Raw genomic sequence first — 13,049 nt, 5'->3', positions numbered from 1 at the left:
CCCGCGCGCGCGCGATCGTCGGGACTCCGTGCGCCCCCGCCTCGAGCGGGGTCAGCCCGAAGTCCTCGTGGCTCGCGGCGATCAGCGCCGTAGCGTGGCCGTACGCCCACCGCATCTGCGCGTCGGAGAGCCCTTCCACCAGGCGCACGTTCTCGGGCGCCATGTCGAGGAGGCGCCGCGCTTCTCGGGACCTCGACCGATCACGAGCAGGCGCCGCTCCGGCATACCGGCGAACGCCTCGATCACGGCATCGACATGCTTGTAAGGCTGGAGCCTCGAGACCACGAGGTAGTGGCCGTCGTCGGACCCGTCCTCCCCGGCCCAGCCCGTGAGCTGGCTGATCGGCTCCTGCTCCCCTTCAGCGACGGCCGGGCTGAACGGAGGGAACAGCATGGGAGCGTCAATCCCGTAGACGCGCTGGATCCGCTCACGCACGACGGACGAGTTCGCGAGGTACTTATCGGCCGTCCGCGCGGCGCGCTGGTCCCATCGGGTGAGGAACGGGGTCAGCGCCTTGAGAGCGATCCGCTTCGGGTCGAGCGGACCGGCCTCGCCGAGATAGTCCTCGGGCAGGTAGAGCCACCGGGCGGGTGAATGGCAGTACACGATCTTCCGCCCCGTGGTCGGGAAGGCGTGCGCCCAGCCGGAAGAGGACGCGATCACGACGTCCGCATCGATCCTCATCCTCGACGAGGCCGAGGCGAGGAGCGGCAGGGCGATGCGGGGGTCCCGTCGGAACGCACCGAAGCGGTTCAGTCCGCTGGTACGGATCCGCATCTGCTGGAACTCCGGGTAGGTCTGCTCCGGTTCGTAGAACAGCGTGTGGATCTCCGCCTCGGGGAACGCCTTGGCGAGGGAGAGCACCACCCGCTCGGCGCCTCCGCGCCGCGTGAGGTAGTCGTGGGCGATCGCGATCCTCGGAGTCATCAGAACGTCTCCTTCGCCGTGTGCGGGCTCCGGTAGCCACCGAGCGCAGCAGATTCCACGCTGAGTGCCACGAGCTTTCGCCCCACGCCGTGCGGGAGGAACCGCAGCAGGGAGTCCACGGCACCTCCCAGACGCGCAGGGTTCAACGGGACTCTGGACAGTCCACGGACCAGCGCGTTCCACAAGCTCCACTCGGGAATCGCGTGCGGTAGGCCTGACTGCGGGTGCTTCCGTTCGAACAGCCGGCGCGCGCGCCAGAGTGCGACGCGCGCCGGGACCGAACAGCGGTGGTGACGGCTGCGACTCGATGCGGGGTCTCGAGCTCAGGAGCGAGGTGGACCTCGAAGCCAGCCGCGTGAATGCGGTACCCGTAGTCCACGTCCTCCCACCCGTACAGGCGGTACTCGGAGTCGTACGGTCCGACGGCTTCCCAGATCTCACGGGTGATCGAGCAGTTCCCTGCCCAGTAGCGCCAGGTAACCGCGGATGCAGAGTTGTAGGCGTCGCGTCGAAACCTCTGGTCAGCATCCTTGCCGTATACCTCGGCGTAAGGGGTGGTCGAGTACTCGTTGAGATACAGACCGATCACGCCGCCCGGACCGTCCTGGTGCGCGGACACGTGTGCCGCGACGTAGTCGACGGCCGGCAGAAGATCGTCGTCGCAGCGGATCAGCACGTCGCCGCGGGCGACCTCGAATCCCGCGTTCAGCGCAGCGACGCGCCCGCGGTTCTCCGGGAAGACGATGCTTGCGCAGGTCGAGCCGGGACTCGTTCTCGAGCGCCGCCACCGAGCCGTCGTCGACACCATCCACCACGACGACGACCTCGAAGGACGGCGTGCTGTCCTTCTGCGCCGCCAGGCTGTCGAGGAGCTGAGGGAGTCGATCCGCTCCGCGGTACGACGGCACGATGATCGATGCCACGGGGTCAGAAGCCACTTCCGCCTCCTGAACTTCTGGGGCCTGCATTCGGTCCAAGAGCGATGAGCAACTCCGCGACGCGCCCGGCGCCGGCCTCCGGCGAGAAGTGCTCCGCCCACCGTCGACGGGCGCCACGCCGGACCTCGTCCTCGTCGAGCTCTCTGATCAGCGACAAGATCGTCTCCGCGAGATCCGTGTCGTCGCCGCGACCCGCGACCCAGGGATGGTCCGGACCTGCCACCTCGGGCGCCGCCCCGGCATCCGAGATCACGAACGGCACTCCTCGCGCCATCGACTCGGCAGCGACGAGCCCGAACGGCTCCTCCCAGACGGAGGGGAACACCGCCAGATCCACCTGGTCGAAGAACTCCTCCCGGCGCACCCAGCCCAGATGATCCACGCTCCCCGCAAGGGGCTCGAGAGCGTCCTGGATCTCCCGATCATCTGCCGAGTCCCCGAACCTGTTCTCCCCGGCGAGGACCAGGCGCACCTCGCGCTCCGACCGTGCGATCACCTCGATCATCGCGCGTGCGAGCACGTGCACGCCCTTGTCCTTCGTGAGGCGCCCGAGGAACCCCACGCGCAACGGCCCCTCCGGCGGGGACGCCATGTCCCGGAAGGCGATGTCCTCGGTCCAGTTCTCCAGCACGTGAGTACCGCGGATCCGAGAGGCCATGAAGTGCGAGGGGACCAGGACCCGTGCGGCGCCGAGACGACCGATCCGCGTCGCCAGCGCATTGACCCCGGTGGGGAGGATGTGGAGGTGCGCGATCCGCGGCCCCATCCCGGTGGTCGCGGCAGTCGGCACCAGCCCATTGCACCACAGCGGGACCGCGCGGTTCCGCAGGCGCCAGGCGGCGAGCGCACGCATGTACCCGAGGCGGGTCGATGCCTTCAACGGCACCACGTCGAAGCCGCGTGCACGGGCCTCTTCGAGCGACTCGCCCGGCGTGGTCGGCGCCAGCACGGTCACGTCGATGTCCATCGACCGCAGGGCTGTCGCGATGTTGAGCAACATGACCTCGCCGCCGCCCATGTCGCCGTTGTTCGTGGCGATCGCGATCGTCGGAGTGCTCACCGAGCTCCCACCTCGGCAGAGGAGGGTCCGCCTGGCGTCGCCGTTTGCCGTGCCCGCGCATGCGCATAGAGCGCGACGGCGATGACGAGGGCCCACTGGAGGGTGAACAGCACCTCGCCGAGACGCCAGGCGCAGATCAGCGTGGTCACGGTCGCTGCCTGGGCGACGATCTCCTGACGGCTCAGCTCGCGAGTGAACGGGCGCAGGGCGAACACCACGGTCACTCCGAGAACGATGAGCGACCACGGCCACCCGCCCTCGACCAGTGCCGTCCAGTACGAGTTGTGGAACAGCCATGCCTTGCCCGGATCGTCGTCGAACACCACGTAGGCCTCGCCGAGTCCCGAGCCGAAGAAGCCGGCGTCGTGGACCTTGACCTCGGAGGCGGCGTCGATTCGGTCAGCGCAGAAGGTCCGAGCCCTCCCGATCCGAGAAGACGCCGATCTGGGAATAGTCCTCGGCGACCTGGGCCACGCCGATCACGATCGCGATACCCAACAGCCATCGTCCGAGGACCGACAGCTTCGGCGCCAAGACGATCCATCCCACCCCCGCCGCGAGCGCGGCGATCGATGTGCGCGATCCCGTCTCCCAGACGAGGACTCCGATCACGAGGACAAGCAGGACCCTCGCCCAGCGGCGCTCCACCACAGCGAGCATCAGCACTCCGAAGACGGCATAGGCCATGCCCGCCACGTTCTTGTCCTCGAAGAAGCCCGAGAGGTATCCCCCGTAATAGTCCGGCGCGAACCCGCTGTAGAACGCGAAGGCGTTGAACAGCATCCCTACGCCGAGACCTGCCAGACCAGAGCGGAAATCTATACGCCCGGTGGCGAGGACCATGAGCAGGACTGCTGTCAGACCAAGCCTGATGAGCCGTCGCTTCCAGTCGAAGGCGAACTCGGAGGGGTCCGCGAACATCGAGATCATCCCGACATATAACAGACCGATCACCAGCAGCGGTACCAGCGGCTGCAGACGGCCGAGCTCCACCTGCGGCCGACGGGTGATGGCGAGCAGGACGATCCCGACGATCACCACCTGGTTGAGCGGGATCGGCAGGCCGAACATCGATCCTTCGAAGATCAGGCCGAAGAACAGCACCAGCTCGGGGATGCGCGACTTCCCGACAGAGGACAGGACCCCCGCGGTCTCGCTGCGCGCCGGGAGCCGACCGCGGTCGCGGTGCGGTCGATCCGCGCGTCCTGCGCGGCGGTGCGGTGGCTCATGCGGCCACCTCCCGGTACGCGTCCGCGATCGCCGCAGTCATCTCCGCGACGGTGAGCCCGTGCTCCGCGGGGTCTGGCCGCGCCGAGAGGTCGGTCCCCTGCGCGAGGATCCGGCTCGCCACGGCCTCCGGCGAGCGCGCCTCCTCGGCCGTGACCAGGCACCGCTCGGGCACGATCTCGCCGTTGCCGCCCACGTCGGTGGCGACCACGCCGAGGCCGTGGGCGACGGCATCCAGGAGCGTGTAGGAGAGGTTCTCCCAGGCGGAGAGCTGGACGACCTCGTCGTGGGCGCGAAGTGCCTCGCGCGCGTCCACGTGGCCGGGGAAGTCGATCCGGTCCTCGAGGTGGAGGGAGTAGGCGAGGGTGCGCAGGGCGCCCTCCTCCGGTCCGCGGCCGGCGATCGTGAGTCGGGCCTCGGGGTGCTCGCGGGCGACAAGGTCGAAGGCCTGCATCAGCTGGTCGATGTTCTTCTCCGGCGCGAGGCGCGCAAGAGACAGCACGCGCAGGCCCGCGCGGGGCCGCGGGGTGGGGGTCGCGGGGCGTCGACGCCGTTGCGGATCACGGTGAGCTTCTGCCCGCTCCCCCACTGCTCGGCGACCTGCGCGGCGGTGGAGTCGCTGACGGCGGTCACCCGGTCGGTGCGCAGCAGGCGGGCGCGATGCGCACCGGCCTTCACCCGGGCCTGCAGGTCGCCGGACTGGTAGTAGCCCCGCACGCCGGAGATCCCGTGCTCGGTGGAGACCAGGCGGATCCGTTCACCGCGGCCGGAGCGCGGCCCGGTCACGGCCGCGATCCCGGCGAGGTCCGCGAAGGCGAGGTGGGTGTGCAGCAGGTCGGGGCGCAGGCGCGCAGGGTGCGGCGGATCGTGCGCACCGCGGCGGCGGTGCCGTCGGCCGGGGAGACCGGCCCGGTCACCACGGGCGTTCCTTGAGCGCGCAACCGCCGCGGCGAGCGGCCCCTCGGGGCACAGCACCACGAGGCGCCAGCCAGGGATCCCGGCGCGGGTCGCGTCGAGCACATGGCGGGCCACGCCGCCGAGGTCGGCGACGGGCACGCACCACAGCGCGAGCGCCTCCTCGAGGAGCCCTTCGCTCAGAACCATTCCTGCGACCGATCCAGAGCCACGAAGAAGCCCTCTCCGGTGTTGACGTGCCCCATCCAGATCTCCGGTATGAACGGCGCGTCGGGGGCGAGACGGTCCATGCGCTCGGCGAGGTCCTTGAAGTCGACCTCGCCCTCGCCCACCTGCACGCCTTCGCCGTCCACGCCCACCGAGTCCACGATGTGCAGGTGCTCGGTGTGCGGGCCCATCAGGTCGATGTACTCGCTGAAGGGGCGCTGGTAGAAGTTCGCGGCGAGCTTCGAGTGGGACACGTCGAAGGTGAGGCGGCGACCGTAGGTCTCGCAGAACCACACCGTGTCCTCGGGCTCCATGAACAGGTTGTGGTGCCGCTGGCCGCCCATCAGCCACGGGAACGGCGGGAGGGTCTGCGCGGTCAGGCGCACTCCGGTCTCGTCCACCCGCTCCAGGCCCTCTTCGCACCCGCTCGTACAGCGGGTAGCGCTCCTCGGGGCGCAGGTGACGGTCCGGGAGGAAGCCGCCCATGGTCACCACCACGATCGGGTCCTGCTCGCAGGTGAAGTGCTCGCGCAGGTCGCGGGTCAGGTCCACCACGCGCCGCACCTCGTGGATCGACCGCTCCCAGATCGCCTCGTCCGGGGAGGCCAGGTCGATCAGGAAGTCGCCCGGGTACAGGTCCGGGGCGTGCACGGTGAAGAACTGCTCGAGCTTCTCCCCCGGGGCGAAGAACTCGGAGAGGTCGAGGTCCATGTCCTTCGCGCTCTGGTGGAACTCGAGGAAGTCCGGCTCGGAGACCTCCAGCAGGGCGCGGAAGTCGTGGAAGCGCACCGGCGGCCCCCAGGGGCGGCGGAAGCTGTAGCCGCCGCGGCCGCTGGGGCCGGCCGGCGAGGTCGCCGGGGTAGAAGAAGTCCCCCGCAGGCACGTCGCGGTGCAGGGTGGTGCCCAGAAGCGCCTCGCGCTGATTGGGCCGCAGGCCGCGGCCGGGGCTCTTGACGTCCACGTCCGCGGCGGTGACCACGTCACCGGAGCGCAGGTCGCGGGCGGCCACCAGCGACTTGGCGAGGTTCACGCGGTTCATCAGCTCGCCGGTGGAGAGCTCGCGCGGGCCATCGGTGCCCAGCGCCTCCTCGACGTCGCGGATCTGGCGGACCATCTGCCCCAGCTCGTCGGGCGCGAGGGAGACCTTGTGGTCATTTCCCTCGAGGGTCTTGTCCACGGTCACGTGCTTCTCGATGATGTGCGCGCCGCGGGCCACGGCCGCGACCGGGACGTGCCAGCCCCGCTCGTGCCCGGAATAGCCCACCAGGCCGTCGCCCAGCTCGGCGAGGCGGTCCATGTACCGCAGGTTCGCGTCCTTGTAGGGCGCGGGATAGGTCGACTGGGTCTGCAACAGCGCGAACGGCGCGCCCTGGCCGCGCAAAGACCTCGACCGCGCCAGTGATCTCCTGCTCGGTGCTCATCCCGGTCGAGACGATCATCGGGGCGCCGAAGCCGGCGACATGCGCGAGCAGGTCGTGGTTGGTGAGATCCGCGGAGGCGATCTTAAATCCGGGCACGCCGTAGCGCCGCAGGGCATCGGCCGAGGGAAGGTCCCAGGGCGTGCAGATCACGTCGACCTCGCGCGCGGCGCAGTGGTCGAACACCCGGTACATGTCCTCGACGGACAGGGAGTACTTGGCCAGCAGGTTCATCGTGTACTGCGGGCCTAGGTCCTCGCCGGCGCTCGCGGCGCCGCCGGAGCGGTACAGCGCCGCCATGTCGCGCGGCTGGAACTTCACCACGTCCACACCGGCCGCCACGCAGTGATCCACGAGGGTCTTGGCGAGCTCGACGTCGCCCTGGTGGTTGTTGCCGATCTCGCCGATGATCAGCGCGGGATGGTCCTCGCCCACGGTGCGGCGGCCGATGGTGAGCGTGCGCGCGCCGGGGGTGGCGACGGCGACGAGCCGGCCGCGCTCGTCGAGCACGGGGATGCGATCCACGCCGTCGCGGAACAGCGGGACGATGTCGGCGACCGGGGTGCCCTCGAGGACCGCGACGAAGCGCGAGTTCGCGGCGTCGACCGCGGGGGCGTCGAGGTCGGGGGCGGTGTGCTCCACCAGCCAGCGGCGGATGTCGCCGTCGCTCAGGGTGCCGCGCACGGTGCCGTGCTCGTCCAGGACGAACGCGACCCGGGCCTTGTTCGCGCTGATGCGCCGCGCGCGCCTCGAGCACGGTCGACGTGACATCGACCGTGTAGGGGGCGGTGGTGCGGTCCAGGATCACGAGGTCCTCCATCCGAGTCGGGCGAGCATGCTCTCGGCGGCGGCGACGTCGGTGAGGGTGTCGATGTCCACACCCTCCACCTCGTCCAGCACGAACAGGTCCGTGCGCCCGCCGATGCGGTTGTTCTTGGTGCGGTAGATGTGCGGCGCCGTGACGTAGAGGTCGCCGTTCTCGAAGTAGTGCATCTGCTGAGCGGTCAGCTCCTGGCGTCGGGGCCGGGCGTCCACGTCGTAGGCGGCGCGCGCGCTCTGCCCGGGCGCCTCCGGCAGGCGCCAGAAGAACGGCGACTCCGGCACCACGCCCACCAGCGCATCGACGCCCTTCCCGCGGAACATGGCGAGCGCGCGACGGATCGTGTCCGGGCGGCGCACGGGCGAGGTGGCCTGCAGCGGCAGACCACGGCGTCCAGGGCCGTGCCCTCGGCCTCGACCACGTCCATGGCGTGCAGGACCGTCGGCTCGGTAGGGGCGTCGTCGGTCGCGAGCTCGGCGGGGCGCTGGATCACACGCGCGCCGTGCGCGGCGGCGACCTGCGCGATCTCGGCGTCCTCCGTGGAGACGGCGACGATCACGTCATCGTCCTGCGCGCCTCGAGCGCCTGCGCGATCGTCCAGGCGATCAGCGGCCGCCCGCCCACGGGCAGCAGGTTCTTGCGCGGGATGCCCTTGGATCCGCCCCGCGCGGGGATCACGACCAGTGCCGTCATCCGGCGCCCTCGAGGATCTGGGCGATGAGGCGGGAGGGCTCGTCGGCCCCGGTGGCCAGCGCGGGGGTGGGCTCCCGCGCCCCAGCGGCGCATGTCGTAGCGGTCCCAGAACTCGCGCACCCAGGCGGGCACCTTCTCGCCGGCGACCCAGGAGGGGATGCCGCGGGCGGCGGCCTCGAGCACGCCGGTGGAGAAGATCCCGACCACCGGGGCGCCCACCTCGTGCGCGGGATCGAGGTGTCCTGGAACTCGACGCCGCGGCGCGCCATCAGCCTGTGCGCGGCGCGGGAGACGACGTCCACCTCGGAGGGATGCGGGCGGTACAGCGCGCCCTCGGCGCGGCAGAAGGACATCGCGATCCCCGCGGTGAGGCGGCGTGGCGGCTCGGCGCCGTGCATCTGGCCGAGGAACACGGGCTTCTGCCCGCTCACGTCGACCTCGCCCTCGCTCTCCTTGCCGGCCTGCCACAGCGGCTGGGAGCCGACGGTGCGCACCTCCACGTCGTCGCGGCCGGAGCGGTAGAACTCCGCGTCGGCGTCGCTCCAGGCCAGCGGCGTGGTGCGGGGCGGCGACGGCGGGGCGTAGGGAGTCAGGGCACCGTGCTGGACCACGGCGGAGGCGGTGTCGGTGGCGAGCGCCCATTCGTGCGCGGCGCGGCCCGCGGCGAGGTGCTGGCCGAGGGTGAGCACTGCGCCGATCCCGCGCCTGTCCAGCACGACGGCGAGGCGGCGGCGGCGCTCGTCCTCGGTGGTGGCGGGCTCGATCCGCTGATGGGTCCACTCGTCGCCGGCGAGCTCGGGCAGGTCGAGGCCGGCGGGGCTGAGCACGTCCACGCCGATGCGCAGGTAGGGCAGGGAGGTCAGCAGGCTCGCGCGGGAGGTCGGGGAGGCGGAGTCCAGCCCGATCAGCAGGCGGGTGCCCCCCTCTCCCTCGCGGGAGTGGAGCATCAGGCCGGGCATCTGCTTGCGTGCCGCGACGCGAGCGCACCGCACTGGTGACGGCGTGCTTCACCTGGCGGGCGCGGTTCCGTGTGCTCTGCCATTCCTGCCAGCGCTCCAGGGAGCTGGGGTGGATCAGTCCTGCCACAGCGAATCGACCTCCTCGAGGCGATGATCGAAGGTGTGCTCGGCGAGGGTGCGGCGCCTGCCGGCTTCTCGCATCCTCTCCCCCAGGCCCGGTCCTGCAGGGCGCGCCGCGCGAGATCGAGGAGCTCCTCGCGATCGTGCCACACGGCGACCTCGGTGCCGACCTCATAGAACTGGTCCACGTCGTCGCGGTCCACGAGCCGCACCCCGCCCATGCCGGGGATCTCGAAGGTGCGCATCGCGTGCCCGTTCTGCAGGCCGTGGATCGCGACGGCCGCCGCGCCCTCGGCGTGGATCTGGTACGCGCGCTCGAGCGGCACCTCGCGGGAGGCGGCGATCGGGGGCCGTGACCAGGAGAAGGTGCGGGCGCGGTCGAACGGGTGGCGGGAGAAGTCCCGGCCCCAGGCGTGCACGGGCAGGTCGTGCTCGGCGAGGTGTGTGAGCGGCTCCTTGCGGTTGGCGTAGCCGGACCCGATGAACACGATCTCGTCGGTGCGTCGGCTGGTGGGCTCGCTGCGGTGCGGGTCGAAGGCGTTGGGCACGAAGTGCGCATCGACGCCGCGGGCGCGGAGCATGTCCGTCTCGGAGCGGGCGTAGTCCACCACGGGCCCGACCTGGCGCAGGAACTCGTCGGTGTAGTCGTGGCGGTGGAGGTCGTCGTAGAGCCACAGGATCCGCGGGGTGTCCCCGAGCGCATCCCAGAACCGCTCGTCCAGGCCGTCGCCCTTGATGACGACGACGCGGTGCGGGCGCACCTCCCGCATCCGCGCGATCACGCGGTCGGTGAGGCGGGCGCGCTCGGCGGTGCGGCGGTCGCCGGGCAGGTGGAGGCGGTCGGGCGACTCGACGGTCGCCTTGAGCCGCGACTTGTCGCCGACGGTGTCGTAGGCGTCGTAGCGGGCGGTGTGGACCTCGTAGCCGCGGCGGGCGAGGGCGTCGCCGATGCTCGCGCCAGTAGCCGTGGAAGGCCGGGGAGATCAGCAGGAGCCGCTCCGGGGCGGAGGGGGCGGGGCTCATCGCGGGAGGGTCCTTCCGGCGCGGTGGATCAGGTCGAGTTCCTCGCGGGCCACGGCCAGCGGGGCCACGTCCCGTCCGGCGGCGCGGCGAGCGCTGTTCCACAGCAGGTTCGCGCCGGTCGCCAGCGTCATCGCGCCGCGAAGCAGGTGCACGTTGCCGTGCTTGCGGGCAAAGCGCATGCGGGCGCCGACGAGCCAGCGACGCCGGCGGGCCTCCCCGCCGGAGGAGCCGCCGCCCACGTGGCGCACCTCGAGGTCCGCATCGAGCAGGGCGGGGATCCCCGCGCGGCGCGCCCGCGACTGGAGGTCCACCTCCTCGGTGTACATGAAGTACCCCTCGTCGAAGCCGCCGGCCTTCCGCACCTCCGCGAGCGGCGACAGCAAGCACCGCCCCGGAGACCCAGTCCACCGGCACCATCCCGCCGCCGCGCTCGGCATCGACGTCGTGGCCGACGGCGCGGTGCGACGACGTCGCGGTGGCGCTGGGAGGCGAGCGGCACCAGCCACTCCACCACCTGGTGGGAGATCGTGGGGAAGTACCTCGCGGCGTAGCCGGAGCCGCCGTCCTCGCCGACGTTCCGGCATCCCACCACGGCGGGCATCCAGGGCAGGGCGTGCGCGAGCGGCGCGGCGCAGAAGCCGGGCCGGATCTGCAGGTCGGAGTTCAGCACGAGGGCGTGCTCGATCGCGGGCCCGCCCGCGGCGTCGGCCGCACCGACCGGCGCGGCGAGCGCGTCCAGTCCGGTGTTCACGGCGGCGCCGAAGCCGCCGTTGGCGGGCCGGCGCACCAGCTCGACCCCGGCCGGCGGCTCGTCGGCGGCGACGGGGACGGGGCTCGCGTCGTCGACCAGGACCACACGGGCGGGGCGGCGCGCGGCGGGCACGGCCTCGCCGCACAGCGACTCGAGCAGCTGGCGACACGGGAGCGAGCGCTCCGTGGACGGGAACGATCGCCCCGAGCCCGCGGAGGCTCATCACCGGCCCCAGGTGGAGGCGGCGCGGCGACCGCGCGGCGAGGTGCGCGCAGCGGGCGCGGAGTCCCCCTCGGGCTCGTTCTCGTCGTGCTCGACCGGCGCCGACTCGTCGGCCGCACGGGCGGGGTGAGCGACGGGTCGCGCCTCGGGGCGCGGCGAAGCCTGCGCGGCACGTCGCGGAGCCTCCGTGTCCGCAGGTCGCGGGGCGTCCGGGACGGCGACGGCCGCGGCGGGCGCGGAGGCCGGGCCGGGCTCGGCGGGACCACCGGCCAGCTCGACGTCGGCCTCTTCGGAGTCCGGCACCACGGCGGACTCGCCGTAGCCGCCGAGCGCGCCGTAGCCGTACTTGCCGTAGGCGCTGTAGCCGTAGACGGCGTCGCCGTAGGCGAGGCGGTTCAGTCGGCCGGTCGAAGCGCGGTTGAGCACCGCGCCGTAGACGGTGCCGTTCACTGCGCGGATCGCCTCGACCGCCTTCTGCATCGCGGCGGTGCGGGTCTGGCCGGGGACGGCCACGAGGATCGCGCCGTCGGAGTGGCGGGTGAGCAGCTGCGCATCGGTGACCGCGAGCACCGGCGGCGCATCGATGATCACGAAGTACTGCCGCGAGAGCTCCTCGATCAGCTCCTGCATGCGGCGCGAGCCGAGCGGCTCGGAGGGGTTCGGCGGGATCTGCCCGGCCGGGAGCAGGGTCAGCGGCGGGACGGTCGTCGGCTCGGCGACGTCCTCGAGGCTCACCGAGGCGGCGAGCGGCTGGGACAGGCCCACCTCTCCGTCCACGGAGAACTGCTGGGCGATCATCGGGCGGCGCAGGTCCGCATCGACCAGCGGCGTGGGCTGGCCGGCGCGGGCCATGACGCGGGCGAGGTTCGCGGCGACGGTGGACTTTCCCTCGCCGGGGGCGGAGGAGGTGACCACGATCGAGCGGGGCGGGTTGTCCACGTCGATGTAGCGCAGATTCGTGCGCGGCTTGCGCGCGCCTCCCGGCTCGGGAAGGACGTGGGCTCGGGCGAAGACGCCGTCCTTGCCGCGGGCGAGCTCCTTCGCGTCCGGGAGCGCGCCGAGGGTGGGCAGGCCCACCACGTCGGTGACGTCGTCGGCGGTGCGCAGGCGGCTGTCGTTGCGGTCCCGCGACCAGGCGAGGCCCAGCGCGACCAGCGGCCCGAAGGCGGCGCCGGCGAGCAGGAACTTCTCGCGGTCCGGGGAGACGGGGGCGCCGGGCACGACGGCGTTCTGGTAGTTGGTCAGCCGCACGCCGACGGCGGCGTTCTCGTTCCCGCCGGTCTCGAGGGAGCGGGCCTCGGCGGCGGTCGCCTCGACGGCGGCGTTCGCGATCGCGGAGGCCTCCTCCGCGGTGGGCGCGACGGCCTCGACGGTGATGATCGGGGCGTTGGGGTCCAGGGTGGTCTGCAGGGAACCGGCGACCTCGTCGGGGCTCGCCTCGAGGCCCAGCTCGTCCACGATCCGCTGGCCCACCGCGCGGGTGTTGAACAGCGGCAGGTAGGACTGCGCCTTCGAGTACTGGAACTGCATGTTCCCGCTGGCCTGCTGGATCGGGTCGCCGTTCTCGTCGGACTGCGCGCTGGCGGAGACGTAGCCGAGCGCGCTCGCGGAGTAGGTGGTGCTCTGCGTGAAGGAGAGGCCGTAGCCGGCGGCGGCACCGAGCACGAGGCCGGCGACGAGGAGCAGGAGGTTGCGCAAAGAGCGGCCCTGAGGAAGTCTTCGATCGTCACCGGAACTCTTCTTCTGAGGTCATTCGAGGGGGCCTGGTC

Annotated in this window: 15 protein-coding genes and 1 pseudogene; all 16 read right to left on the bottom strand. The window is 71.8% G+C overall.

The features are described from left to right. Window positions 1-81: 81 nt before the first annotated feature. The 16 genes and pseudogenes from WKH84_RS15525 to WKH84_RS15450 all read right to left on the bottom strand — a co-directional run bounded on the left by WKH84_RS15525 (window position 82) and on the right by WKH84_RS15450 (window position 12,978). Complete coding sequence (locus tag WKH84_RS15525) at window positions 82-927, bottom strand: glycosyltransferase (protein ID WP_341854305.1); 846 nt, start codon at window positions 925-927, stop codon at window positions 82-84. Between the two features lie 142 nt (window positions 928-1,069). Continuing rightward, window positions 1,070-1,735, bottom strand: coding sequence for a glycosyltransferase (locus WKH84_RS15520; protein ID WP_341854304.1), 666 nt, complete (start codon window positions 1,733-1,735; stop codon window positions 1,070-1,072). 119 nt (window positions 1,736-1,854) lie between these two features. Further along, window positions 1,855-2,925 carry a glycosyltransferase family 4 protein gene (locus WKH84_RS15515; RefSeq protein ID WP_341854303.1) on the bottom strand — a complete coding sequence of 357 codons (1,071 nt, stop codon included), beginning with the start codon at window positions 2,923-2,925 and terminating at the stop codon, window positions 1,855-1,857. Beyond that, on the bottom strand, window positions 2,922-3,251 hold the full coding sequence (locus WKH84_RS15510; RefSeq protein ID WP_341854302.1) for a hypothetical protein: 330 nt from the start codon (window positions 3,249-3,251) through the stop codon (window positions 2,922-2,924). Before WKH84_RS15510 ends, WKH84_RS15515 begins: the two co-directional genes overlap by 4 nt. A gap of 73 nt (window positions 3,252-3,324) precedes the next feature. Next, complete coding sequence (locus tag WKH84_RS15505) at window positions 3,325-4,029, bottom strand: hypothetical protein (protein ID WP_341854301.1); 705 nt, start codon at window positions 4,027-4,029, stop codon at window positions 3,325-3,327. A 121-nt stretch (window positions 4,030-4,150) separates the two neighbouring features. Beyond that, window positions 4,151-4,606, bottom strand: coding sequence for a glycosyltransferase (locus tag WKH84_RS15500; RefSeq protein ID WP_341854300.1), 456 nt, complete (start codon window positions 4,604-4,606; stop codon window positions 4,151-4,153). Next, window positions 4,606-5,256: a glycosyltransferase family 4 protein gene (locus WKH84_RS15495; RefSeq protein WP_341854299.1), complete on the bottom strand. Its 651-nt coding sequence runs from the start codon at window positions 5,254-5,256 to the stop codon at window positions 4,606-4,608. Before WKH84_RS15495 ends, WKH84_RS15500 begins: the two co-directional genes overlap by 1 nt. Beyond that, the gene (locus WKH84_RS15490) at window positions 5,247-5,675 is read right to left on the bottom strand and encodes a TIM barrel protein (RefSeq protein ID WP_341854298.1); all 429 of its coding nucleotides are present in this window, start codon (window positions 5,673-5,675) and stop codon (window positions 5,247-5,249) included. Before WKH84_RS15490 ends, WKH84_RS15495 begins: the two co-directional genes overlap by 10 nt. Further along, window positions 5,651-7,232, bottom strand: a pseudogene (locus WKH84_RS15485) (N-acetylneuraminate synthase family protein); the annotation flags it as partial. The pseudogene WKH84_RS15485 and the gene WKH84_RS15490, both read right to left, overlap by 25 nt. Before the next feature lie 264 nt (window positions 7,233-7,496). Next, entirely contained in the window at window positions 7,497-7,871 is a 375-nt protein-coding gene (locus tag WKH84_RS15480; RefSeq protein ID WP_341854297.1) for a hypothetical protein, read from the bottom strand. Window positions 7,872-8,067: 196 nt separating this feature from the next. After that, the gene (locus tag WKH84_RS15475) at window positions 8,068-8,205 is read right to left on the bottom strand and encodes a hypothetical protein (protein WP_341854296.1); all 138 of its coding nucleotides are present in this window, start codon (window positions 8,203-8,205) and stop codon (window positions 8,068-8,070) included. Continuing rightward, window positions 8,202-9,164: a hypothetical protein gene (locus WKH84_RS15470; RefSeq protein WP_341854295.1), complete on the bottom strand. Its 963-nt coding sequence runs from the start codon at window positions 9,162-9,164 to the stop codon at window positions 8,202-8,204. Before WKH84_RS15470 ends, WKH84_RS15475 begins: the two co-directional genes overlap by 4 nt. Next, window positions 9,152-10,066: a glycosyltransferase gene (locus tag WKH84_RS15465; protein ID WP_341854294.1), complete on the bottom strand. Its 915-nt coding sequence runs from the start codon at window positions 10,064-10,066 to the stop codon at window positions 9,152-9,154. The genes WKH84_RS15470 and WKH84_RS15465 overlap by 13 nt, the downstream gene beginning before the upstream one ends. Window positions 10,067-10,303: 237 nt before the next feature. Further along, the gene (locus tag WKH84_RS15460) at window positions 10,304-10,438 is read right to left on the bottom strand and encodes a hypothetical protein (protein ID WP_341854293.1); all 135 of its coding nucleotides are present in this window, start codon (window positions 10,436-10,438) and stop codon (window positions 10,304-10,306) included. Beyond that, window positions 10,435-11,190 (bottom strand): hypothetical protein, encoded by a 756-nt coding sequence (locus tag WKH84_RS15455; protein WP_341854292.1) that lies wholly within the window; start codon window positions 11,188-11,190, stop codon window positions 10,435-10,437. The genes WKH84_RS15460 and WKH84_RS15455 overlap by 4 nt, the downstream gene beginning before the upstream one ends. Window positions 11,191-11,280: 90 nt before the next feature. Then, window positions 11,281-12,978 (bottom strand): polysaccharide biosynthesis tyrosine autokinase, encoded by a 1,698-nt coding sequence (locus WKH84_RS15450; protein WP_341854291.1) that lies wholly within the window; start codon window positions 12,976-12,978, stop codon window positions 11,281-11,283. Between the last annotated feature and the right edge of the window lie 71 nt (window positions 12,979-13,049).

Source organism: Brachybacterium sp. GPGPB12 (genome assembly GCF_038396325.1).
GTDB classification, from domain to species: Bacteria; Actinomycetota; Actinomycetes; order Actinomycetales; family Dermabacteraceae; genus Brachybacterium; species Brachybacterium conglomeratum.
Note: the sequence above shows the minus strand (reverse complement) of the source record. Positions and strands in the feature narration are given on the sequence as shown.